Genomic DNA, 20251 nt, shown 5'->3' on the forward strand with positions numbered 1-20251 from the left:
GGGCAGAGGCTTGGCGCCTTCCAGAAGGTAAGCCGGGGGTTGACGGCGTTTGCGTTTCTCGACCGGTGTCGCGACCAGGGTACCGTCCTGGACGGCGAGCGTGAGGTCGGTGCCCGTATCGGCTCCGATAGCGGCCAGGACAGCGGGCGGGAGCGTCATCACCCGGGCTCCGCCTTGGCGCCGAACCGTCACGGCGTTGCGCCAAACGCGAAATCCGAGATCGCCCGGCTCGAAGTAGCGCTTCTCCAGGTGCTGGTGGGTGCGCTCTGGGTCGTACTCGCTGTGCCCGGGTAGATGGATCTTGCGGGTTGCGGAAGGTGGCGACGGCGGCCGGGCCGTTGGTCAGGCCGACACCGCCCGGCACGACGAAGGTCGAATTGTCGGAGCGGCTGCTGGCGTCGAAGGCGTAGCCGGCATTGATACCGAAGTAGGCGCCGGTCCAGGTGAACACGGGCACGGGGGTGAACACCGGCGGCGGGGCGGCGCGGCGCGGCAGGTCGGCGGCCGAGGCGGCGCCGGTCAGGAGGGCCGTGGCGGCGCTCGCGAGAAGAAGCTTCTTGATCATCTGGTCCTCAATCTCCCGTTGATCGGGATGTGCCCGGGGACAGGAGGTCAGGACGGCCCGACGCGATAGTGCAACGCTGCAACAGCGCCCGCGAAGGCTCCCGAGCGGTGGCCGAAAAGGTGCGCTGGAACACATCGCGAGCCTGCGATGACTGAGCGCCATGCATTATTCGACCAAAACTGCCGGCCGATAAAAATATGGTTCGGCAATACCGGCGCCTTCGGAGCGTTAACCTGCGTGTAACATTCGCGGCCCTGCACGAGAGCGCTGCCGCCGGTTTCGCTCTCGCTTGTAGATTGCGCCGTAAAGGCAGCGCGTCGGACGGGCCCTCGTAGAATGCGGCGTGGACGACTCAGGCCGTCTCCCTTACCCTCAACCCATGTCAGAGGCCCATTTCCCGCCCGACGAGGGGCTGGTGCGGGCGACCGACCGGCTGGCCGTCGCCCGTTCCCTCGCGGACATCGTATCCATCCTGCGCGAGACGGCGCGGGACATCGTCGGCTCGGACGGGATCGCCGTGGTCCTGCGGGAGGGCGAGTCCTGTTTCTATGCCGCCGAGGACGCGATCGAGCCGCTGTGGCGGGGCCGGCGGTTCCCGCTCACCGCCTGCATCTCCGGCTGGGTGATGCTCAACGACGAGACCGCCGTGGTCCCGGATATCGCGTTCGACCATCGGGTGCCGATCGAGGCCTACCGCACCAAATCGATACGCAGCCTCGTGATGGTGCCGATCGGGTCGCCCGAGCCGATCGCCGCGCTCGGCGCCTATTGGTGCGCGTCGGTGATCCCGGACGACGCGACGGTTTGCCGGCTGGAGACCCTGGCCCATCAGGCCGCGACCGCGCTGGCGGATCTGTGCGGGTCCGTGCCGGCGGAACGCTCCGGCGCGGTCCCGTCGTCCGATCGCGCCACCGGGCAGCCGGGATAGGGTTCGGCCCGGCGGCGCCTTCATTCGCGTCCGCCCGCTTCGGCCCGGCCACGGAGGGCCGAGAGGAGGCCGCCTTCGAGGAGCAGGGCGGATCCGTAATGGAACTCGCTGTCGAAGGGGCTGCGCGAATTCATCGCCAGGGACGCGCTCTGCAGGGCGATGAGCCGGCCGGCCTCGTCGAACAGGCCTGAGCCCGAGCCGCCGTAGCCGTCGTTGCAATCGTGGCGCACGCGGCGGATCGCATCCTCGCTGGGCGGGTCGATCCGGCGGATGGCGCAGCGCTCGAGACTGCTGGGGCCGCGATAATTGCCGTGGCCGGCCGGCGACACCATGGTCACCGGCAGGGCGATGTCCCCGACCGGCAGGTCCGGCGGCTCCGGCAGGGGCTGCGGGGCGGCGTCGGCCGGCCGGTCGAGGCGCAGGATCGCCCAGTCGTCGGTGATGTGCAGGCTGTCGGCGCCCGGCGCGGTTCCGAGCACCAGGCTGCCGGGGTCGAAATCGTAGTTGCGGCCGCCGATCTGGAAGTAGCAATCGGTCACCGGGCGCGTGACCGCGAGGCGGCGATCGCGGAAATTGTGCGCGTTCAGCACCACGGTCGAGGGATCGGCGATCAGCCACGCCGCGGCCGCCTTCTGCGGGACCCCGTCCGGATTGCGGCACCACAGGATGCCGGCGCCGCGGAAGCGGTCGAAATCGGCCCCGGTCAGGTCGCGGCGCCCGTCATGCGGGTAGAGCGCCGCGAGCCGGCCCGTCGTGTCGGCTCGGACCCCTGACCGATCCCCCGCCTGGGCCGCGCCGGCGAGCACCAGCAATGCCGCGAGCAGCCGGATCCGGCCCCGGCCCGGCGCCGGGCGGCCGGCTCCGGTGGGGGCGGCAGGCATTTCGGCGGCGAAGCGCGCTCTGGACCGTATCGAGCCCATCCATCAGCCCCGAAGACTGGAGGCCGAGAACGGACCCGGCCGGGAACACAGTTGTGGGCAGGCCCCGGGGGGCGGTCAAGGCGACCGAGCGTATTACGGATCGCCCGGACGGCATTGCCAAATCATCCCGATAACAAATGTCAGCTTGCCTGAAGACATCGTCGGGCATTGGCGCATAAAACTGAAAGGTGCCAAGAGCTTAATAAGCAGATCATAAAGGTCGAATGTCTCTAAGTCGCAAATACAGCTGACTATCGAAGCGATCGGCTGCGATCGATCTTGCACTGCAACAATCAATAGCCGCGCAGCCGAAGGGCAAGGCGGCCTGGCGAGGAGATGCATCATGAGAAGGCTAGCGGGTTCAGTCTCGGTCCTGGCGATCCTGGCCCTTGCGCCGGTCGGCCTTGCGGGCGCGGCTTCTGCCAACGACAAGCTCATCGAGCAGTCGAAGAGCGGCGACAACTGGGTGATGCCCGGTAAGAACTACGACTCGGACAATTACAGCGACCTGACGCAGATCAACAAAAGCAACGTCAAGCAGCTGAAGCCGGCCTGGACCTTCTCGACCGGCCTGCTCAACGGCCACGAGGGCGCGCCGCTGGTCGTCGACGGCAAGATGTACGTCCACACCTCGTTCCCGAACAACACCTTCGCGCTCGATCTCGACGATCCGGGCAAGATCCTGTGGCAGGACAAGCCCAAGCAGAACCCGGCCGCCCGTTCGGTCGCCTGCTGCGATCTCGTCAACCGCGGGCTGGCCTACTGGCCGGGCGACGGCAAGACCCCGCCGCTGATCCTCAAAACCCTGCTCGACGGCAACGTCGCGGCGCTGAACGCGCAGACGGGCGAGACGGTCTGGAAGGTCGAGAATTCCGACATCAAGGTCGGCTCGACGCTGACCATCGCCCCCTACGTGGTGAAGGACAAGGTGATCATCGGCTCCTCGGGCGCCGAGCTCGGCGTGCGCGGCTACCTCACCGCCTACGACGTGAAGACCGGCGCCCAGATCTGGCGCGCCTACGCCACCGGCCCGGACGAGGATCTGCTGCTCGGCAAGGACTTCAACATCAAGAACGCCCATTACGGCCAGAAGGGCCTGGGCACCTCGACCTGGGAGGGCGACGCCTGGAAGATCGGCGGCGGCACCAACTGGGGCTGGTACGCCTACGACCCAGGCACGAACCTAATCTATTTCGGCACCGGCAACCCGGCGCCGTGGAACGAGACCATGCGTCCGGGCGACAACAAGTGGACGATGACGATCTTCGGCCGCGACGCCGATACCGGTGAGGCCAAGTTCGGCTACCAGAAGACGCCCCACGACGAGTGGGACTATGCCGGTGTCAACGTGATGATGCTGTCCGAGCAGAAGGACAAGGACGGGAAGCTGCGGAAGCTCCTCACCCACCCGGACCGCAACGGCATCGTCTACACCCTCGACCGCACGGACGGCTCGCTGGTCTCGGCCAACAAGATCGACGACACGGTCAACGTGTTCAAGTCGGTGGATCTGAAGTCCGGTACGCCGGTGCGCGACCCGGAATACGGCACACGGATGGATCACCTCGCCAAGGACATCTGTCCCTCGGCGATGGGCTACCACAACCAGGGGCACGATTCCTACGATCCGAAGCGCCAAGCCTTCTACATGGGCATCAACCACATCTGCATGGATTGGGAGCCGTTCATGCTGCCCTACCGGGCGGGTCAGTTCTTCGTCGGCGCGACGCTGAACATGTATCCGGGCCCGAAGGGCGACCGGCAGAACTACGAGGGCCTCGGCCAGATCAAGAGCTACAACGCCATCACCGGCAAGTTCAACTGGGAGAAGATGGAGCGCTTCGCCGTCTGGGGCGGCACCACCGCCACCGCCGGCAACATCGTCCTGTACGGAACGCTGGACGGCTTCATCAAGGCGCGCGACTCGGACAACGGCGACCTGCTCTGGAAGTTCAAGCTGCCGTCCGGGGCGATCGGCTACCCGATCACCTACACCCACAAGGGCACCCAGTACGTCGCCATCTACTACGGCGTCGGCGGCTGGCCGGGCGTGGGCCTGGTGTTCGACCTGCAGGATCCGACCGCCGGCCTCGGCGCGGTGGGCGCCTTCAAGAAGCTCGCCAACTACACCCAGATGGGCGGCGGCGTGGTCGTGTTCTCGCTGGACGGCAAGGGCCCGTACGACGACCCGAATGTCGGCGAGTACGCGCAAGCAGCCGCCAAGTAATCCGCACCTGATCCGCGCTTCCTAGCGCCCGCTCCGCCGCCCCGTCCGGGCGGCGGAGTCCCGGCTCGGCGGACCCTGCGCACGGGTCGCCCCCCGACAAGAACCATTGAGGGAACGAAACCATGCCGCTCCTCGGCGGACTCCTTCGCGCGGCGACCTGTGCCGCGGCCCTGCTCGCCCTCGCGATCCCAGCCCCAAAGGCCTGGGCCCAGGAATCGGAGGCGCAGGCCATCCAGTCCGAGCCCGGCAAGGCTGCGGCCGCGCCCAAACCCGACCCGTCCACCTTACGGATCTGCGCCTCCGAGAAGCAGCCGCCGCTGTCCATGCGCGACGGCTCCGGGCTGGAGAACCGGGTCGCCGCCGCGGTCGCGGAGGCGATGGGGAAGAAACCCGTTTTCGTCTGGCTCGCCAAGCCGGCGATCTACCTCGTGCGCGACGGGCTGGAGAAGCGGACCTGCGACGTGGTCGTCGGTCTCGACAGCGACGACCCCCGGGTGCTGACCACGAAGCCCTATTACCGCAGCGGCTACGTCTTCATCACCCGCGCCGACAAGGACCTCGACGTGACGTCGTGGTCGGACCCGCGCCTCAAGACCGTCGACCACATGGTCGTGCCCCTGGGCTCCCCGGGCGAGGCGATGCTCAAGGATATCGGCCGCTACGAGGAGGACATGGCCTACCTCTACTCGCTGGTCGGCTTCCGGGCGCCGCGCAACCAATACACGCAGATCGATCCGGCCCGGATCGTCAGCGAGGTCGCCAACGACAAGGCGGATGTGGGCGTCGCCTTCGGGCCCGACGTGGCCCGCTACGTCAAGGACTCGCCCGTGCCCCTGCGCATGACCCTCGTGCCGAACGACACGGTGAGCAGCGACGGCCGCACGATGCCGCAGAGCTTCGACCAGTCCATGGGCGTGCGCCAGGACGACACGGCGCTCCGCGACGCCCTCGACGCCGCCATCGCCAAGGCCAAGCCGCAGATCGACGCGATCCTGAAGCAGGACGGCGTCCCGGTGGCGACGAACTGACCCGCACCGCGCGGCCGGCGAGCGAGCGCCGCGCGATCCAGTCCCCGTGAAGCGAATGTAAGATGACGAAGACCACGCGTATCCGGTTGATGCTTCTGGCCGGCGCCGCCTCGGCGCTCTGTGCGGCCGCCGTGATGGCCCAGCCGCAATCCGGGCCGCAGACCGGCCTGATCTTCCGCAACACCATCACCGGTGAGCCGCTGGACCTCGCCGAGGGCAAGCCCGGCGGGCGCGATACCCAGGCGGTCCAGACGTTCTTCCAGACCGGCAAGAACCTCTACATCGACGACAAGGCGTGCCTGCGCAACGGCGAGAGCCTGTACCTGACCTCCTGCTCCGGCTGTCACGGGCATCTCGCCGAGGGCAAGGTCGGGCCCGGCCTCAACGACAATTACTGGACCTATCCGGCCAACACCGAAGATACCGGCCTGTTCGCGACGATCTGGGGCGGGGCCAACGGCATGATGGGCCCGCACAACGAAGATCTGAACCCGGATGAGGCGCTGCAAGTCATCGCCTGGATCCGGCATCTCTATACCGGCCCGGTCCAGGATGCCGCCTGGCTGACCGACGAGCAGAAGAAACACTACACGCCTTTCAAGGAAGGCGAGACCTTCGCCAAGGACGTGCCCGGCCAGTGCAAGCCGCTGGAGTGAGCGTCCGCGCGGAGCAGCGCCCGGCCGAGCCGGCGCCAAAGACCGGCCCGTCGGGCCGCCCTGGGAGCGAACGCAAGGAGTCGACGATGCGCAACAGAATCCTGATCACCGCCGCGATGATGGCCGCGGGGGCGCTCTGCGCCCTGCCGGCCCTGGCCTATGACGGGCAGACCTGCAAGGCGCCGGGCAATTGCTGGGAGCCCAAGCCCGGCTTCCCCGACAAGGTCGCGGGGTCGAAGTACGACCCGAAGCACGACCCCAAGGAGGTCGGCAAGCAGGCGGAATCCATCAGGCTGATGGAAGAGCGCAACCGCAAGCGCATCGAGAACGCGAAGAAGACCGGCAAGTTCGAATACGACGTCAGCAAGATCTCGGCGAACTGAGTCGCGAAGATCCAAATCCATCCCTCATCCTGAGGTGCCCGGCGATCGAAGATCGCTGGGCCTCGAAGGAGGGCTCCAGAGATCGCAACGGCTTCTGGAGGGCTCCTTCGAGGCTTCCGCTTCGCGGAAGCACCTCAGGATGAGGTCGAGGATAGGAAGTCGACAGGCTTCCGGTCTTCGATGTCGCCGCGCGTCGCCGAGCCGGTCGCGCGCCTCGGTCCGGTCTCTCCCTGAGGCCGGCCGCCTTGTCCCGGAACCAGCGCGATGAACACGCTCCACCCCGGCGACGCCAAGCTCACCGATTGGCGGGCCTCGGCCGCCCGCTTCGAGGCGGAGGTCGCCAAGGCGGTGGTCGGCCAGGCGCGGGTCATCCGCCTCGTCACCACGGCGATCTTCGCCCGCGGCCACGTCATGCTCGAAGGCGATGTCGGCGTCGGCAAGACCACGCTGCTGCGCGCGGTCGCTCGGGCCCTGGGGGGCGCCTACGAGCGCGTCGAGGGTACGGTCGACATGATGCCGACCGACCTGATCTACCACACCTACCTCGCCGAGGACGGCCGCCCCCGGGTCGAGCCGGGGCCGGTCCTGCGCCAGGCCGAGGATCTGGCGGTGTTCTTCTTCAACGAGATCAACCGGGCGCGCCCGCAGGTCCATGCCCTGCTCCTGCGGATCATGGCCGAGCGCAGCGTCACGGCCTTCGCCCGGGAGTACCGGTTTCCCAACCTCCAGGTCTTCGCCGACCGCAACCGGGTCGAGCGCGAGGAGACCTTCGAGCTGCCGGCCGCCGCCCGGGACCGCTTCCTGATGGAGATCGGGATGGACGCCCCGCGCGACCCGGAGGCAAGGCGCGCGCTGGTGTTCGATCCGCGCTTCCACGACACCGACCGGCTGATCGCGGAGGTGGCCGAGGGCGTGCTCGACCAGGCCCGCCTCGGCGCCATCGCGGCCTCGATCCAGGTCGCGATCCAGGCCTCGCCGGAGATCGAGACCTACGTGGTCGGGCTCTGGGACGCGCTGGTGCGCCCCGCGGAGGCCGGGATCCGCCTCTCGGGGATCGACATGGCGACGCTGGTGCAGGGCGGCGCCTCGCCGCGCGGCCTCGCCTTCCTGGTCCGGGCGGCCCGGGTCCGGGCCTGGCTGGAGGGGCGGGACTGGCTCGTCCCCGAGGATGTCCGCGCGGTCTTCCCTGAGGTGATGGCGCACCGCATCTTCCTGGAGCCGGTCCACGAGATGCGCCGCAGCGCGATCGTCCCGGACCTGTGCCGGGCGGTGTTCGAGACGGTGCCGGCCCCATGACCGGGACGCCCTCGGCCGAGATCGTCTACCTGCCGCGCTGGCGCCCGCGAGGGCGTCGGTTCGGGGCGCATCGCGGCCAGGAGGCCGGCGGCCTGGGCACTTTTCGCGATCAGGTCCCGTTCCTGACCTTGCCGGATGCTCGCCGGATCGACCTGCGGGCGAGCCTGCGCGACCCGTTCGACGGCGTGCATGTCCGCCGCTTCGAGATGCGCAACGCCGTCGAGGTCTGGGTGCTGATCGACCTCTCGGCCTCGATGCGCTTCCGGGGCGCCGGCGACCGCCTGCGGCTCGCCGGCGCCCTCTGCGCCGGGCTCGCCGCCTCGGCGACCCGGATCGGCGACGGGTTCGGGGTGATCGGCTGCGACCGCGCCTTGCGGGCGGACCTGTACCTGCCGGCCACCCGCCGGCGTGGGCCGGCCGTCGCCATGGCCGAGCGGATCGCGGCGGCGCGCTGCGAGGCGCGTGGTGCCGAGGGGCTGCTGGAGGCCGCGCGCCTGCTGTTCGGCCGGCCGCGGCTGGTCTTCCTGGTCTCGGATTTCCGCTGGCCGCAGGCCCTGATCGCGCAGGTCTTCGCGGCGCTGGCGCTCCATGACACGGTTCCGGTGCTGCTCGCCGACAGCGCCGAGGATGCCGGCCTGCCGGATTGGGGCTTGGTCGAGCTCGACGACCTCGAAGGCGCCGGGCGCCGCCTTGTGTTCCTGCGCCCGGCCCTGAAGCGGCGCTGGATCGCCCGCGAGCAGGCCCGGCGCGAGGCCTTGCGCAGCCTCGCCGCCGCGTCCTCGGCCCGGGCGCCGTTCCACCTGGAAGACCGCTTCGACGCCCAGGCGCTCACCCGCCACCTGCTGGCCACCTGAGATGGCGGGGGTTCGCGCCAAAAGTCCTGGTTTCAAAAGGTCTTCGACCTTTTGCGGGTGCAGGGCAGAGCCCTGCGATCGGAGGAAGCCCAAGGCATCAGGGCTCCGCCCCGATACCCCGCCGAAGGGCTTCGCCCTTCGGAATCCCATGATTGCGGTTTGCTGCGCGCTGCTGCTTCAGGCCGGCGCCGCCGTGGCGCAGGTGCGCTCCGTCGAGGTGCGGGTGCCCCGCGCCTTCGGGTATTTTCTGGGCGACCTGGTGCGGGCCCAGGCCGACATCGCGGTCGATCCCGGCTTCACGCTGCAGCGTGCCTCCCTGCCGGCGCCGGGGCCGCTGACCTACTGGCTGGACCTGCGCGACATCACGGTCGAGGAGAGCCCCGGCCGGGTCCGGCTGCACCTCACCTACCAGAGCTTCTACGCGGCGCTCGATGCCCGCCAGGTTGCGATCCCGGGCTTTGCCGTGTCGCTGGAGAGCGCGGCGGCGGGGGGCACGACCTCGGCCAGGGCCGAAATTCCCGGCTGGTCGCTGGGCGTCTCGCCCCTGCGGGAGGTCCAGCCCGAGAAGCACGACGATCCGGCCGAGTACCTGCGGCCGGACGGGCGCGTCCCCCGGCTCGACCCGCTGCCGGACTTGCGGGCCGCCCTCGTCGCCCTCGGGGCGGCCGTGCTGGGGCTCGCCGCCCTCGGCACCGATCGCGGCTGGTTCGCGCGGCCCGGGCGCCCCTTCGCCAAGGCCGCCCGCGCATTGCGCCGGTTGGGCCGCGAGGGCGCGGACGGCTATCGCGAGGCCCTGCGCCTGATCCATCGCGGCCTTGACGAGACCGACGGCCGCCGGGTGCTGGCCGACGACCTCCCAGCCTTCCTCGACCGGCATCCGGCCTTCCGCCGGGAGGGCCCGGCCCTGGCTCGGTTCTTCGACGCGTCGCGCCGGGCCTTCTTCGGCCGCGAGGTCGAGGCCGCCCGGGCCAGCCTGCCCTGGCCCGAGGTCGAGGCCGGCCTGCGCCGGCTCGCCGTCGCCGAGCGGGAGGCCTGAGCGATGACGGTCGGGTCGCTCGGGGTCGCGTCGCCCACCTGGCTGTGGTTGCTGCCGCTCGCGCTGCTGCCGCTCGTCGCCTCCGGGCGCCGGCGGGTCGCAGTCGCGGCGCTCGCCGCGGCGCCGGCCGATGCGGCCTCGCGTTGGATCGCCCGGCTGCTGCGGGGCGCGGGCGTGCTCGCCATCAGTGGCTTGGTGATGGCGCTCGCCGGTCCCTACGGCGCCGGCGCGCCGGTGACCCGGATCGGCATCGGCGCGCAGATCTCGATGCTGATCGACCGGTCCGGCAGCATGAACGAGACGTTTGCGGGCCGGCAGCCCTCGGGCGCGGAGGAATCGAAGGCGGCCGCGTCCCGGCGCCTGCTGGCCGATTTCGTCGGCGCCCGGGCGCACGACCTGTTCGCGGTCACCGCCTTCTCGACCGCGCCGATGCTGGTCATGCCCATGACCGACCGGCACGCGGCCGTGCGCGCCGCCATCGCGGCGATCGACCGGCCCGGCCTCGACTACACCAACGTCGCCCGCGGCCTCGCGATGGCGCTGTCGCAATTCGCCCCGGAGAGCAGCGGCTCCCGCGTGCTGCTGTTCATTTCCGATGGCGCCGCGGTGATCGACCCGCGGGTGCAGGATGCCCTGCGCGCCGCCTTCGCCAAGCTGCACCCGAACCTGTACTGGCTGTTCCTGCGCACCAAGGGCTCGCCCTCGATCCACGACCGGCCGGCCGGGGAGGACACGCCCCAGGCCGCACCCGAGCGGCATCTCGACCTGTTCTTCAAGAGTCTCGGCGTGCCCTACCGGGCCTTCGAGGCCGAGGGCGCCCCCGCGGTCGCCGACGCCATCGCGCAGATCGCCGCCCTGGAGCGCAACCCGATCCCCTATACCGAGCCGCGCCCCCGCCGCGACCTGACCGGCTTCGCCTACGCGCTCGCCGGGCTCGGGCTTTTCTTGCTGGTCCTGGCGGCCCTCGCCGAGGCGGATTTTTTTGCGATGGGCGCCCAACCGCGCGCGTCGCGGGAGCAGCGGACAGATCCGGATCTCAGGAGGGCGGCATGATGATGCGGTCCGGTATCCTCCTGGGCCGGCGCCGCGCCGCCGCACACGCGCGCGTCTCCCTCCCCCCTCTGCGGGGGAGGGGGGCCCCCGAAGGGGGTCGGGAGAGGGGAGCGACGGTGCCGGATGGGTCGCGCCGGGCTTCAGATCCTGAAACGTCGCGCCGCCCCTCTCCCCCCCTGCTGCGCAGGGTACCCTCCCCCGCAGAGGGGGGAGGGAGGGCGCGTGCCATCTCCGGATTGGGTCAGCTTTCCGGCCTGGGAGGATCCGAAGTCCGATCCGTGAGTCCGGTTGCCCGCACGCGAGAGCGCATCCGTGCCGCGTCCAGCCATGCGTGAGTCCGGTCGCCGCCTCTGGGGCCGGCTTCGGCCGCGGCTCCTTCTCGCCCTGCCGGTGCTGCTCGGCCTCGCGGCCTTGGGCTTCGGCGTGTCCGCCTGGCGGGCGGATTCGGCCAACCGGAGCATCGCGGCGCTCGAAGCCGGCACGGATCTCGATGTCGGGACCGGGGCGCCAGCGCCTGTCCTGGTGGCGCGGATCGGCTACCTCGCCGGGCACGGGCGGCTGGAGGAGACCGAGCCCCTGGTCGCCGCCCTTGACCGGGCCGGTGCCGCCGACGCCGCGTCCCGCGCGCGCTACCGAATCGCCAACGCAAGGATGCGCGAGGCCTTCGGGCTCCTGACCCGCGGCGCCCTCGACAAGGCCGGCCCGCAGGTGACCCTGGCCCGCCAGGATTACCGCCGTGCGCTGCGCGACCGGCCGGATTTCTGGGACGCGAAGTTCAACCTCGACGTGGCCTCGCGGCTGATCCGCGATTTTCCGGAGTTCGACCGCGCCAGCGGCGACGAGATGCGCGCCGAGCCGAAGCAGATCTGGACCGACATCCCCGGGCAGCCGAGGGGCGGACCATGAGCCGGCAAACGGTTTTGAAAAGCTTGCCGCTCGCGCGCAACCTGCGCGGGCGCCGCTTCCAGGCTCTGGCTCTTGCCCTCGTGCTGGTCATCGCCGCCCTGGTGGTGCCGGTCTTGCCGGTCACCCGCACGGGCGTCGCGGTGCTGGCGGTGGTGGACATCACCGGCTCGATGAACGTGCGCGACTACGCGGCCGAGGGCCGTCCGGCGAGCCGGCTGGAGACCGCCAAGGCGGCCCTGCGCCGGCTGGTGGCGGACCTGCCCTGCGGCTCGCGGGTCGCGCTGGCGCTGTTCACCGAGCGAAAGCCCTTCCTGCTGTTCGAGCCCGTGGAGGTCTGCGCCGAGTTCGCGCCGCTCGACGGCGCCCTGGCGGCGCTCGACTGGCGGATGGCCTGGGAGGGCGACAGCCGCATCAGCGCCGGCCTCTACCGAGCGGTCGAGATGGCGGCGGGACTCGGCACGGACCTGCTGTTCGTCACGGACGGCCAGGAGACGCCGCCGCTCCCCGCCGGGCAGGTCCCGCCCTTCGAGGGCAAGCCGGGGGCGGTCCGCGGCCTGATCGCCGGCGCCGGCGCCTACGGCCTGTCGCCGATTCCGAAATTCGACGATCGCGGCCGCGAGAGCGGTTTCTACGCCGAGACCGACGTGCAGCAGGAGAACCGGTTCGGGCCGCCGCCGGCCGATGCCGAATCCCGCGCCGGCTACAACCCGCGCAACGCCCCGTTCGGCGCCGCCGCCGCCCAGGGCAGCGAGCATCTCTCGTCGGTGCGCGAGGGGCACCTGACGCAGCTCGCCGCGGTCACGGGCCTCGCCTACGCCCATCTCGACGGGCCGGGCGGGCTCGACCGGCCCCTGATCGCGGCCGCGACCCCGCGCCCGCTTCCGGGTCGGATCGACCTGCGCCCTGTCCTCGGCGCCCTGGCGCTCGCCCTCGTGCTCGGCGTCCTGCTGGCGGCGCCTTTGCGCGGCCTCGGCCGCCGCATCACCCCGTTCCCCTTCACCCACCGTTTGCGTTTCCGGAAAGCCTGATCATGCGTCGCGTCCTCGCTACCCTCGCCGTCCTGCTCGCCGCCGGCACCGCTCTGGCCCACGGGCCGACGCCCCAAAAGATCGATCAGACCATCACGATCCGGGCGACGCCGGACGCGGTCTGGAAGGTGGTCGGGCCGTTCGGCGGCATCGGCGCCTGGCATCCGGACGTGGCCAAGGTCGAGGCCGAGCGTGGCGAAGGCGTTGGGGGCGACGGCGCAGGCGCCGTCCGCAAGGTCACGCTGAAGCGCGGCGGTACCCTGGTCGAGGGCCTCGACGAGTGGAAGGGAGCGGAGCGGACCTATTCCTACCGCCTGTCCGACCCCGATCTCGACGCCTTGCCGGTCTCGTCCTACTCGGCGACCCTCACGGTGACGCCGGACGGCGAGGGGGCGAAGGTCGAGTGGATGGGCCGCTTCTACCGGGGCGATACCGGCAACGAGCCCCCCGAGAACCTGAACGACGAAGCCGGCAAGGAAGCGATGAACCGCTACTTCGCCGAGGGCCTCAAGGGCCTGAAGGCGAAGCTGGAGAGCGGGCCGCAACGATGAGGTTTTCGCGGCATCTCGCCTGGATCGTCGGCCTCGCGCTCGCCGCCGGGCCGGCGGTGGCGGGTTCCGTCTGGGTCGCGAGCCAGCAGGGCGCCCGCGCCACCCGGATCGAGCGGCCGGACGGCGCGCGAGTCGCAGAGGTTGGCGCCGCGGTCGCGGTGGCGCCGTCCCCGGCGGTGGTCGCGGGCGGTCCCGGCGGGCGGCTCTATCTCAGCCATCCGGACGGCCGCGCGATCACGGCGATCGCCGCCGACGGGGCGAGCCGGCACTGGCCCGTCCCCGGCCAGCCCTTCGGGCTCGCGGCCGACCCGGACGGACGCAGCCTCTATGTCGGCGACTGGTCCGGCAATCGGGTGCTGCGCGTCTCGGCGGAGACCGGCGCGGTCGAGGCCGAGGTGGCGGTCGGACGCGACCCGGCCGGGCTGGCCCTCGGCGCCAACGGCCGGCTCTACGTGGCCGAGCGCGAGGGCCGGAGCGTCGGCGTGGTCGACACCGCCCGGATGGTGCGGATCGCTGGTATCCCGGTCGGCGAAGGTCCCTTCGCCCTGGCCTACGACCCGGTCCGCGACCGGGTCTACGTCGCCAACGTGCGCAGCAACGACCTCACCGTCATCGACGCGGGCGCGCTGAAGCCCGTCGCGACCGTACCGGTCGGGGCGAGCCCCTACGGCGTCGCCATCAGCCCGGACGGGCGCCGCGTGGTCGTTACCAACCAGCATGCCGGCACCGTCTCGATCGTCGATGCCGAGGCGCTCACCGTCACCGCCACGGTCCCGGTCGGCCGCTATCCCGAGGGCGTGGCGATCCTCGGCGACCGCGCCTATGTAGCCAACTGGTTCTCCGACGACGTCTCCGTCATCGACCTCGCGACGCTGAAGGAGACGGGCCGGATCCCGGTGGCCGAGGGGCCGCGCACCCTGGTGGCGGATCCGCCGGCCCGCGGGGAGGGCGGCCGGTGAGGCGGGCGCTCGCCAGCCTGATGGCCGCCGGCCTCATGCTCGCCGCTTGCGACCGGCCTCAGGAACCCGGCTCGGAGGAGGGCCAGGCCGTGGTGGCGCGGACCTCGGAGAGCGAACTGCCAGCCTGGCTATCGCCCACCGACGGGACCGACCCGGCGCGCTGGCTCGCCGGCCGGGAGGTCGGCCACTCGCTGCCGGCCGGCGCCGAACCCGTCCGGGCGCTACAGGAGGCGCTCACGGAGGCCAAGGCCGGCTTCATCGAGGATCCGCGCATGATTGCCAACCGCACGGCCCAGCTCGGGCAGATGCTCGCCGAGATCGGCAAGACTGAGCGATACGCGCTGCTGCTCACCGGGTTCAGCACCGTCGCGGCCCGGCGTGGCCGCCACAAGAGTCTCTACGGGGAGATGTGCCAGCATTATTTCAACACCCGCGCCCGGGGCGTCGACCACGCCGCCGCCCTGGCGCTGCTCGCCGAAAGGTTCGCGCCCGGCCTCGGCACGGGGGAGTCGCCATGAGGGCCCCACGATGAGGGCCCCCCTATGAGCGCCGCGCCGCGCTGTGTCGCGTCAGGCTTGGCCGAGCCCGCGTCCCGGCGGTCCGCCCGGCCGCGCGAGCTGCTGATCGTCGACGACCACCCGATCGTCCTCCAGGGCTTCCGGCTGCTCGCCGAGGAGGCCGGGATCGCCCGCGTCCACGAGGCCCGCGACATCGTCGGCGCCTACCGCACGTTCCACCGCCACCGGCCTTCCGTGGTGGTGACCGACTTGAGCTTCCGAGACGACGGCCTGTCCGGCCTGTCGCTGATCCGCCGGATCCGCGCGCTGGAGCCGGGCGCGCGCATCCTCGCCCTGAGCATGCACCGGGATCCGGTCATCGTCGCCCGCGTCCTGGAATGCGGGGCCCTGGGCTTCGTGCTCAAGGATACGCCCGCCGCCGCCTTCCTGGAGGCGCTGGAGGCGGTGACCAACGGCCGCTCCTACCTGCCCCACGACATCGCCATCGAGATCGCGATGCTGAATGCCGGCGCGCGCGACCGGCCGCTGGCGAACCTGAGCAGCCGGGAGATGCAGATCCTGGTGCTGATCGGGAAGGGCAAACCCTACGACGAGATCGCCGAGATCCTGACGCTCAACTACCGCAGCGTCGTGAACGCCACCGCCGCGCTGCGATGCAAGCTCGGCGTCGGCAGCATGGCGGAGCTCATGCAGATCGCTGCGGCCCAGGCCGGGACCGTCTCCTGACGGGCACGGCCGGGCCACGCATGCCGGCCGAGACACCAGACATCGCGACGCGAGAGTAAGTCCGGCCGAAGTCGCGGCCGCGCGATGTTGTGTGCCAGTCGGCGAAGTGAATCGATGATGATGAAGGCGATCGCGAGTATTTACGAATAAAGATCATCATTTATCCGAGGGCATAAGGCTAAAAAAATCAGAAAAATTGATGCCCGACATGTTGGAGCCGGAAAGATTCTCTTGTTAGCAGGGCCCGCCGACGGCGAATCATCTTGATCCGGGCACGGTCTCATAGGCGGCAGGCGAGGCCGCGTGAGCCGTCCGGCAAGATGCCGATCGGACAACAAGACATCCCAATCCATCGAGGCGGGGGCTTCCATGCGCGTCAACGCGACCGTCGTGCCGAGTTACGATTACAAAACCGCCCTGGCTGCAGGCTTCCTGGGCGGAAACCTGTCGAGCTTCGTCAAATGGGGCTCCGAGATCCCGTTCCCGCCCCGGGAGGCCGGGCGCATCTCCCCGCCCTTCGCCATCCTCAAATGGCTCGGCCTGAACGTCGAGGACATGACCTATACGTTCACCGGGCACGTCATCAATTACGGCGTCGCGCTGATGCACCAGGGGTTCTCGATCTTCTTCGGCCTGTTCTATTGCCTGGCCGCCGTCACGGTCCCGCTCGTGACCCTGTGGCAGGGCCTGGCCTTCGGGCTGGTCATCACCCTCTTCTTCCACGGCCTCCTGCTGCCGCTCGGCGGATGGGCTCCGCATCTGTGGCAGATCTCCGGCCACGAGGCGTTCTCCGAAGTGTTCGGCCACCTGCTCTGGGCCTGGTCGATCGAGATCGTGCGGCGCGACATGATGGGCCCGCGCCTGAGCGCGCGACACGTGTAACCGGCGGCGCCGCGCGCTCTACCGGGGCGGAGTCTCCGCCATCGCCCGTACGCGGGCCACGAAGCGCATGCTGGCCTCGGGGCTGGCGCGCAGGAGATAGGATCGCACGAGGTCCAGGAGGGCGGCGGCGTCAGGGCTGTGCCCGTCCCGCGTTTCCGCGCCCGATGCGAAGAAGCTGGAAACCGGCACGCCCAGCGCCCGTGCGATCTCGCCCAGCGGGCTTCCGAACGATGCGGTGCGGGTCTCCGGGCCCGACGGTTTGGAATCGTCACACATGATCGGTTCAACGCGGCGTGAGATCGATCTTCAGATCGGTTGTGCGGGCGAAGTGGCGGGGCCTGACAATCCAACCCCCCTGCGACGCAAATGCATCCCGCTCCGATCATGAAATTTCGGACAGGTTCTCGGATGAAATGGTACGCTCCCGCACCAAATCGTCCTGACGCGGCCAAGCGGGATCAACACGATGGGACAGCGCTCGAAGACGCCGGTCAACGCGATCGACGGCTTCGGTGAACCGCTCGACCGGCTCCGCGCCGCGCTGGAAGCGTCATGCGTGGTCGGCGTCTGGGACTGGGACATCGTCCGCCACACGGTTGTGTACGATGCCGGTGCGGCGCTGCTGCTGGCCGGCGATCCCGCGCTGGCGGACACCGAACTCGACGGCACCACCGCCATGGCCGCCGTGCATCCCGCCGACCATGCCTGGCTGCTCGAACATATCCAGCAAGCCTCGAAGACCAGCGGCCTGGTGATCGCGGAGTATCGGGTCGTCGCGCAGGACGGCACAGTGCGTTGGTTGCTCAGCCGCGGACGTACGTTCCAGGATCCGAACGGGCGTCCGGTCCGCTCCCGCGGCATCATCATCGACATCACCGAGATGCATCAGGGCAGCGAGCGCTACGTCTTGGGCAACCTGTCGGCGCCGGTCGATCCCCTGGAGCGGGCTGCGGACCTGGCCATCGCGCTGAAGCGGACGCTCGACGCCGCGACGCCGCCCGAAGTCCGGGTTGCCACGGACGTGCTGCTGATGAGCCTCGGCCGCGCGATCGCCCGAACCGGCGGCGTGGGCTGAACCGCCCCGATCCCGGCCTGCTCGCGCCCGAGCGCCGGGAACATGCCGCGTCCCTGTCGCCTTGGCTCTCCACGAAACACACGGGAGGACCCTATGGGACAGGATGTCGACGCGGCGCGCGAAGCCCTCGGAACGGTGCCGCCGGCACGGCCGGCGGGCGCGGTGAAGACGCCCGACTCCGCCGCCGGCGGCAGCGGCCCGCACGCACCGGGCCACCCCGAAGCGTCGGGCGAGACGGCCCCGGAGAGCGGCGGCTACGACACGCGACCGCCCACCCCCCGGCCTGACAACCGCAAGGGCGGCCACGGCGCCGGCTGACATCTCATTCGGCGGCCGCCCTTCGCGGGAGACCCGCGGAGGGCGGCCGCTTCGAGACGCGGCCCGGGATTCGCCTCCGGGTTGGGGGTGTTGCTCCAACGATGTTTTTCGGGGGCCAAGTTTATTCCGAAGATATTCAGAAAAATTATTTTTTGGAACCAAATGTAACCTATGTCTAAAACCGTGAGACGTGATCCGTAAATACCAGTTGAATGGAACGTATCACGGAGCGGAGGGATTGATGGGGTCCGGAATGATCGACGGAGCCCACCATGCGTACCACTCTTGCCGCCCTTGTTGTCGCCACGCTGTTCGGGTCGAGCGCCTTCGCGCAGACCACCGTGACCGGCACGCCGGCGGCTCCCGACGCTAAGACGAGCCAGCAATCCGGCGGGCAGGAGAGCGTCACCCGGCCGAACACCGACAAGATGACGCCCAACGGCACCGGCACCGCCGCCCATGCCAACGTCCAGCTCGAGAAGGGCGCCAACAGCTTCACCGAGGGTGAGGCACGCGCGCGGCTCGAGAAGTCCGGCTACGCGGACGCCAAGGATCTCATGAAGGACGGTGACGGCATCTGGCGCGGCACCGCCATGCATGGCGGCAAGCCGGTCAAAGTCGGCCTCGATTTCAAGGGCAACGTCTCGGCCCAGTGATCCGCTGACCGCGACCCCCGACCTGCACGAAGGAGACTTCACATGGCTCAGCAAACCATTACGGCCCTCTACGATCGCTACGAGGATGCCAGCACGGCTGTCGGCAAGCTCGAGGCCGGCGGCATCCCGCACAGCGACATCAGCCTCGTCAGCAACAACGAGGGTGACCGCCATGCCGGCCGCACCGGCACGGACAGCACCCATGTCAGCGAGGACACCAAGGAGAAGGCCAAGGACGGGACCGGCACCGGAGCCACGCTCGGCACCGTGGTCGGCGGCGCGGCCGGCCTGTTGGCCGGTCTCGGCCTGATCGCGATCCCGGGGGTCGGGCCGGTGGTGGCCGCGGGCTGGCTCGTCGCCACCCTGACGGGCGCTGGGATCGGTGCCGCCGCGGGTGGCTTGGGCGGTGCGCTCACTGGCGCCGGCGTCAGCGAAAAGGACGCCCATGCCTATGGCGAAGGCGTACGCCGGGGCGGGACGCTGGTCACCGTTCGGGTCGACGAGGCGCGCACCACGATGGTGCCGATGGTGATGGACGTTCTGGAGCAGCACGGCTCGGTCGATCTCGACCAGAAGGCCAGCGCCTGGCGGGCCGACGGCTGGGAGGCTCCGGCTGCGACGGCCGGGACCGCCGGCGCTGGTCCGATCGATGGCCGGAACCGGGTGCGGTCCTACCCGGGCACCACGAGCCTCTAATCGCGCGAAGCGGCCGAGGCGGCGTCAGCCGGATCGGTCCGCAACCTGTCGAAACGCTTCCATCTCCACGTCGGCGGCCGGGACCTGTGTCCCGGCCGCTTTTCATTTGGGGATGCCGAGGGCCGCGACGGTCTTGAGGGCGCGTCGCCTCTTCCGAAAGCCGGCAACCATTTTTCGAGCCGATGCGCCGACATTCCTGTGACGCGGCCTGCCCCGAAGCGCGTCCTATGAACAAAATAACGTTGAAAGCCGCATTTGGTGTGTTGAATCCCAAGTCGGCCCGAAACAACAAGGGGAGCGTTGCACGATCAGAAGGGCTCAATATGAACGAGGCATCCTATGGGAAATCTTCCAACTTCACCGAGTTGGCGGTTGATCTTGTCGCCGCCTACGTCGCGAACAATCCTGTCCCGGCTACAGAGCTGCCGGCACTGATCGCCCGGGTCTACGGCGCGATCGCCAGCCTGGCCTCCGGCACGGCGCCGGTCGAGGGCGGCGCGGCCGCGCCCGTCGACAAGCCGAGCCCGGCCCAGATCCGCAAGTCGGTCCAGCAGGACGGGATCGTCAGCTTCATCGACGGCAAGACCTACAAGACGCTCAAGCGGCATCTGGCCGCCAACGGCCTGAGCCCGCAGAGCTACCGCGAGCGCTACGGCCTGCCATCCGATTATCCCATGGTCGCCCCGAGCTACGCCGAGCAGCGCTCCGCCCTCGCCAAGGCGATCGGTCTGGGCCAGCCCGGCTCCATGGCCAAGCGCAAGGGCAAGGTCGCCTGAGGGAGTCGTCCCCGACGGGGCAGGCCCTGAGCCGCCGTCATCGCGTCCGTCGACGGGTTCGATCCGCCTGGAACCTGACCGTCTCGACGGTCAGGGCAAAGATTTGCCGGCGAAGACGAGGACGATCCGCATCAAACGCGATCGTCAGGCCGATCCGCTCCGCCATCGCGCCGAGCGCACCCGCTGGGTGAGACGGATCTCCACAGAGCGTTCG

General features: G+C 70.0%; 23 protein-coding genes and 2 pseudogenes. 21 read left to right on the top strand and 4 right to left on the bottom strand.

Annotated elements, in window-relative coordinates:
- Nucleotides 1-198: 198 nt before the first annotated feature.
- Nucleotides 199-306: pseudogene (locus MKK67_RS22760) on the bottom strand (N-carbamoyl-D-amino-acid hydrolase); the annotation flags it as partial.
- Between the two features lies 1 nt (nucleotide 307).
- Nucleotides 308-565, bottom strand: a pseudogene (locus MKK67_RS22765) (porin family protein); the annotation flags it as partial.
- 379 nt (nucleotides 566-944) lie between these two features.
- Between MKK67_RS22765 and MKK67_RS22770 the strand changes: the two are divergent.
- Nucleotides 945-1493, top strand: coding sequence for a GAF domain-containing protein (locus tag MKK67_RS22770; RefSeq protein WP_243969742.1), 549 nt, complete (start codon nucleotides 945-947; stop codon nucleotides 1491-1493).
- Between the two features lie 20 nt (nucleotides 1494-1513).
- On the opposite strand, the gene MKK67_RS22775 is transcribed toward MKK67_RS22770, so the two are convergent.
- Nucleotides 1514-2374, bottom strand: coding sequence for a trypsin-like peptidase domain-containing protein (locus tag MKK67_RS22775; RefSeq protein WP_243969744.1), 861 nt, complete (start codon nucleotides 2372-2374; stop codon nucleotides 1514-1516).
- Nucleotides 2375-2756: 382 nt separating this feature from the next.
- Between MKK67_RS22775 and MKK67_RS22780 the strand changes: the two genes are divergently transcribed.
- The 15 genes from MKK67_RS22780 to MKK67_RS22850 all read left to right on the top strand — a co-directional run bounded on the left by MKK67_RS22780 (nucleotide 2757) and on the right by MKK67_RS22850 (nucleotide 16516).
- Nucleotides 2757-4640 (top strand): methanol/ethanol family PQQ-dependent dehydrogenase, encoded by a 1884-nt coding sequence (locus MKK67_RS22780; RefSeq protein WP_243969746.1) that lies wholly within the window; start codon nucleotides 2757-2759, stop codon nucleotides 4638-4640.
- A 122-nt stretch (nucleotides 4641-4762) separates the two neighbouring features.
- Complete coding sequence (gene moxJ / locus MKK67_RS22785) at nucleotides 4763-5668, top strand: methanol oxidation system protein MoxJ (protein ID WP_243969748.1); 906 nt, start codon at nucleotides 4763-4765, stop codon at nucleotides 5666-5668.
- A gap of 62 nt (nucleotides 5669-5730) precedes the next feature.
- Nucleotides 5731-6324: a cytochrome c(L), periplasmic gene (gene moxG, locus MKK67_RS22790; RefSeq protein ID WP_409568175.1), complete on the top strand. Its 594-nt coding sequence runs from the start codon at nucleotides 5731-5733 to the stop codon at nucleotides 6322-6324.
- An 86-nt stretch (nucleotides 6325-6410) separates the two neighbouring features.
- The gene (locus tag MKK67_RS22795) at nucleotides 6411-6707 is read left to right on the top strand and encodes a methanol dehydrogenase [cytochrome c] subunit (protein WP_243969750.1); all 297 of its coding nucleotides are present in this window, start codon (nucleotides 6411-6413) and stop codon (nucleotides 6705-6707) included.
- Nucleotides 6708-6971: 264 nt separating this feature from the next.
- Nucleotides 6972-8003 (top strand): AAA family ATPase, encoded by a 1032-nt coding sequence (locus MKK67_RS22800; protein ID WP_243969752.1) that lies wholly within the window; start codon nucleotides 6972-6974, stop codon nucleotides 8001-8003.
- The gene (locus MKK67_RS22805; RefSeq protein WP_243969754.1) at nucleotides 8000-8857 is read left to right on the top strand and encodes a DUF58 domain-containing protein; all 858 of its coding nucleotides are present in this window, start codon (nucleotides 8000-8002) and stop codon (nucleotides 8855-8857) included. Before MKK67_RS22800 ends, MKK67_RS22805 begins: the two co-directional genes overlap by 4 nt.
- Before the next feature lie 148 nt (nucleotides 8858-9005).
- Nucleotides 9006-9893: a nonribosomal peptide synthetase MxaA gene (locus MKK67_RS22810; protein WP_243969755.1), complete on the top strand. Its 888-nt coding sequence runs from the start codon at nucleotides 9006-9008 to the stop codon at nucleotides 9891-9893.
- A gap of 3 nt (nucleotides 9894-9896) precedes the next feature.
- Nucleotides 9897-10946 carry a vWA domain-containing protein gene (locus tag MKK67_RS22815; RefSeq protein WP_243969757.1) on the top strand — a complete coding sequence of 350 codons (1050 nt, stop codon included), beginning with the start codon at nucleotides 9897-9899 and terminating at the stop codon, nucleotides 10944-10946.
- Between the two features lie 327 nt (nucleotides 10947-11273).
- Nucleotides 11274-11852 carry an MxaK protein gene (locus tag MKK67_RS22820; protein ID WP_243969856.1) on the top strand — a complete coding sequence of 193 codons (579 nt, stop codon included), beginning with the start codon at nucleotides 11274-11276 and terminating at the stop codon, nucleotides 11850-11852.
- Entirely contained in the window at nucleotides 11849-12880 is a 1032-nt protein-coding gene (locus tag MKK67_RS22825; protein WP_243969759.1) for a vWA domain-containing protein, read from the top strand. Before MKK67_RS22820 ends, MKK67_RS22825 begins: the two co-directional genes overlap by 4 nt.
- 2 nt (nucleotides 12881-12882) lie before the next feature.
- Nucleotides 12883-13431, top strand: coding sequence for an SRPBCC family protein (locus MKK67_RS22830; protein WP_243969761.1), 549 nt, complete (start codon nucleotides 12883-12885; stop codon nucleotides 13429-13431).
- Nucleotides 13428-14390 carry a YncE family protein gene (locus MKK67_RS22835; RefSeq protein WP_243969764.1) on the top strand — a complete coding sequence of 321 codons (963 nt, stop codon included), beginning with the start codon at nucleotides 13428-13430 and terminating at the stop codon, nucleotides 14388-14390. Before MKK67_RS22830 ends, MKK67_RS22835 begins: the two co-directional genes overlap by 4 nt.
- Nucleotides 14387-14908, top strand: a complete 522-nt coding sequence (locus tag MKK67_RS22840) for an MxaH protein (RefSeq protein ID WP_243969766.1) — start codon at nucleotides 14387-14389, stop codon at nucleotides 14906-14908. Before MKK67_RS22835 ends, MKK67_RS22840 begins: the two co-directional genes overlap by 4 nt.
- A gap of 24 nt (nucleotides 14909-14932) precedes the next feature.
- Nucleotides 14933-15634, top strand: a complete 702-nt coding sequence (locus MKK67_RS22845; RefSeq protein ID WP_243969768.1) for a response regulator transcription factor — start codon at nucleotides 14933-14935, stop codon at nucleotides 15632-15634.
- A 369-nt stretch (nucleotides 15635-16003) separates the two neighbouring features.
- A complete protein-coding gene (locus tag MKK67_RS22850) occupies nucleotides 16004-16516 on the top strand; it encodes a YagU family protein (RefSeq protein WP_243969769.1) in 513 nt (170 codons plus the stop codon).
- An 18-nt stretch (nucleotides 16517-16534) separates the two neighbouring features.
- Here the strand turns inward: MKK67_RS22850 and MKK67_RS22855 are convergent, their stop codons facing one another.
- A complete protein-coding gene (locus MKK67_RS22855; RefSeq protein WP_243969771.1) occupies nucleotides 16535-16792 on the bottom strand; it encodes a hypothetical protein in 258 nt (85 codons plus the stop codon).
- Nucleotides 16793-16982: 190 nt separating this feature from the next.
- Between MKK67_RS22855 and MKK67_RS22860 the strand changes: the two genes are divergently transcribed.
- From MKK67_RS22860 to MKK67_RS22880, 5 genes are all read left to right on the top strand, one after another.
- Nucleotides 16983-17591 (top strand): PAS domain-containing protein, encoded by a 609-nt coding sequence (locus MKK67_RS22860; RefSeq protein WP_243969773.1) that lies wholly within the window; start codon nucleotides 16983-16985, stop codon nucleotides 17589-17591.
- Between the two features lie 93 nt (nucleotides 17592-17684).
- On the top strand, nucleotides 17685-17909 hold the full coding sequence (locus MKK67_RS22865) for a hypothetical protein (RefSeq protein ID WP_243969775.1): 225 nt from the start codon (nucleotides 17685-17687) through the stop codon (nucleotides 17907-17909).
- A gap of 272 nt (nucleotides 17910-18181) precedes the next feature.
- Nucleotides 18182-18565, top strand: coding sequence for a hypothetical protein (locus tag MKK67_RS22870; RefSeq protein ID WP_243969777.1), 384 nt, complete (start codon nucleotides 18182-18184; stop codon nucleotides 18563-18565).
- 42 nt (nucleotides 18566-18607) lie between these two features.
- Nucleotides 18608-19261 carry a hypothetical protein gene (locus MKK67_RS22875; protein WP_243969779.1) on the top strand — a complete coding sequence of 218 codons (654 nt, stop codon included), beginning with the start codon at nucleotides 18608-18610 and terminating at the stop codon, nucleotides 19259-19261.
- Between the two features lie 323 nt (nucleotides 19262-19584).
- Entirely contained in the window at nucleotides 19585-20037 is a 453-nt protein-coding gene (locus MKK67_RS22880) for a MucR family transcriptional regulator (protein ID WP_243969781.1), read from the top strand.
- Nucleotides 20038-20251 lie beyond the last annotated feature (214 nt).

Origin of the sequence: Methylobacterium sp. J-072, from assembly GCF_022829425.1 — a bacterium.
In the GTDB taxonomy this organism is placed as follows: domain Bacteria; phylum Pseudomonadota; class Alphaproteobacteria; order Rhizobiales; family Beijerinckiaceae; genus Methylobacterium.

Coding starts and splice junctions, on each gene's coding strand:
- MKK67_RS22795 (WP_243969750.1), top strand. CDS start 6,411: ATGCGCAACAGAATCCTGATCACCGCCGCGATGATGGCCGCGGGGGCG.
- MKK67_RS22810 (WP_243969755.1), top strand. CDS start 9,006: ATGATTGCGGTTTGCTGCGCGCTGCTGCTTCAGGCCGGCGCCGCCGTG.
- MKK67_RS22855 (WP_243969771.1), bottom strand. CDS start 16,792: ATGTGTGACGATTCCAAACCGTCGGGCCCGGAGACCCGCACCGCATCG.
- moxJ (WP_243969748.1), top strand. CDS start 4,763: ATGCCGCTCCTCGGCGGACTCCTTCGCGCGGCGACCTGTGCCGCGGCC.
- MKK67_RS22815 (WP_243969757.1), top strand. CDS start 9,897: ATGACGGTCGGGTCGCTCGGGGTCGCGTCGCCCACCTGGCTGTGGTTG.
- MKK67_RS22775 (WP_243969744.1), bottom strand. CDS start 2,374: ATGCCTGCCGCCCCCACCGGAGCCGGCCGCCCGGCGCCGGGCCGGGGC.
- MKK67_RS22835 (WP_243969764.1), top strand. CDS start 13,428: ATGAGGTTTTCGCGGCATCTCGCCTGGATCGTCGGCCTCGCGCTCGCC.
- MKK67_RS22860 (WP_243969773.1), top strand. CDS start 16,983: ATGGGACAGCGCTCGAAGACGCCGGTCAACGCGATCGACGGCTTCGGT.
- MKK67_RS22830 (WP_243969761.1), top strand. CDS start 12,883: ATGCGTCGCGTCCTCGCTACCCTCGCCGTCCTGCTCGCCGCCGGCACC.
- MKK67_RS22845 (WP_243969768.1), top strand. CDS start 14,933: ATGAGCGCCGCGCCGCGCTGTGTCGCGTCAGGCTTGGCCGAGCCCGCG.
- MKK67_RS22880 (WP_243969781.1), top strand. CDS start 19,585: ATGAACGAGGCATCCTATGGGAAATCTTCCAACTTCACCGAGTTGGCG.
- moxG (WP_409568175.1), top strand. CDS start 5,731: ATGACGAAGACCACGCGTATCCGGTTGATGCTTCTGGCCGGCGCCGCC.
- MKK67_RS22780 (WP_243969746.1), top strand. CDS start 2,757: ATGAGAAGGCTAGCGGGTTCAGTCTCGGTCCTGGCGATCCTGGCCCTT.
- MKK67_RS22870 (WP_243969777.1), top strand. CDS start 18,182: ATGCGTACCACTCTTGCCGCCCTTGTTGTCGCCACGCTGTTCGGGTCG.
- MKK67_RS22770 (WP_243969742.1), top strand. CDS start 945: ATGTCAGAGGCCCATTTCCCGCCCGACGAGGGGCTGGTGCGGGCGACC.
- MKK67_RS22825 (WP_243969759.1), top strand. CDS start 11,849: ATGAGCCGGCAAACGGTTTTGAAAAGCTTGCCGCTCGCGCGCAACCTG.
- MKK67_RS22800 (WP_243969752.1), top strand. CDS start 6,972: ATGAACACGCTCCACCCCGGCGACGCCAAGCTCACCGATTGGCGGGCC.
- MKK67_RS22820 (WP_243969856.1), top strand. CDS start 11,274: ATGCGTGAGTCCGGTCGCCGCCTCTGGGGCCGGCTTCGGCCGCGGCTC.
- MKK67_RS22805 (WP_243969754.1), top strand. CDS start 8,000: ATGACCGGGACGCCCTCGGCCGAGATCGTCTACCTGCCGCGCTGGCGC.
- MKK67_RS22875 (WP_243969779.1), top strand. CDS start 18,608: ATGGCTCAGCAAACCATTACGGCCCTCTACGATCGCTACGAGGATGCC.
- MKK67_RS22865 (WP_243969775.1), top strand. CDS start 17,685: ATGGGACAGGATGTCGACGCGGCGCGCGAAGCCCTCGGAACGGTGCCG.
- MKK67_RS22850 (WP_243969769.1), top strand. CDS start 16,004: ATGCGCGTCAACGCGACCGTCGTGCCGAGTTACGATTACAAAACCGCC.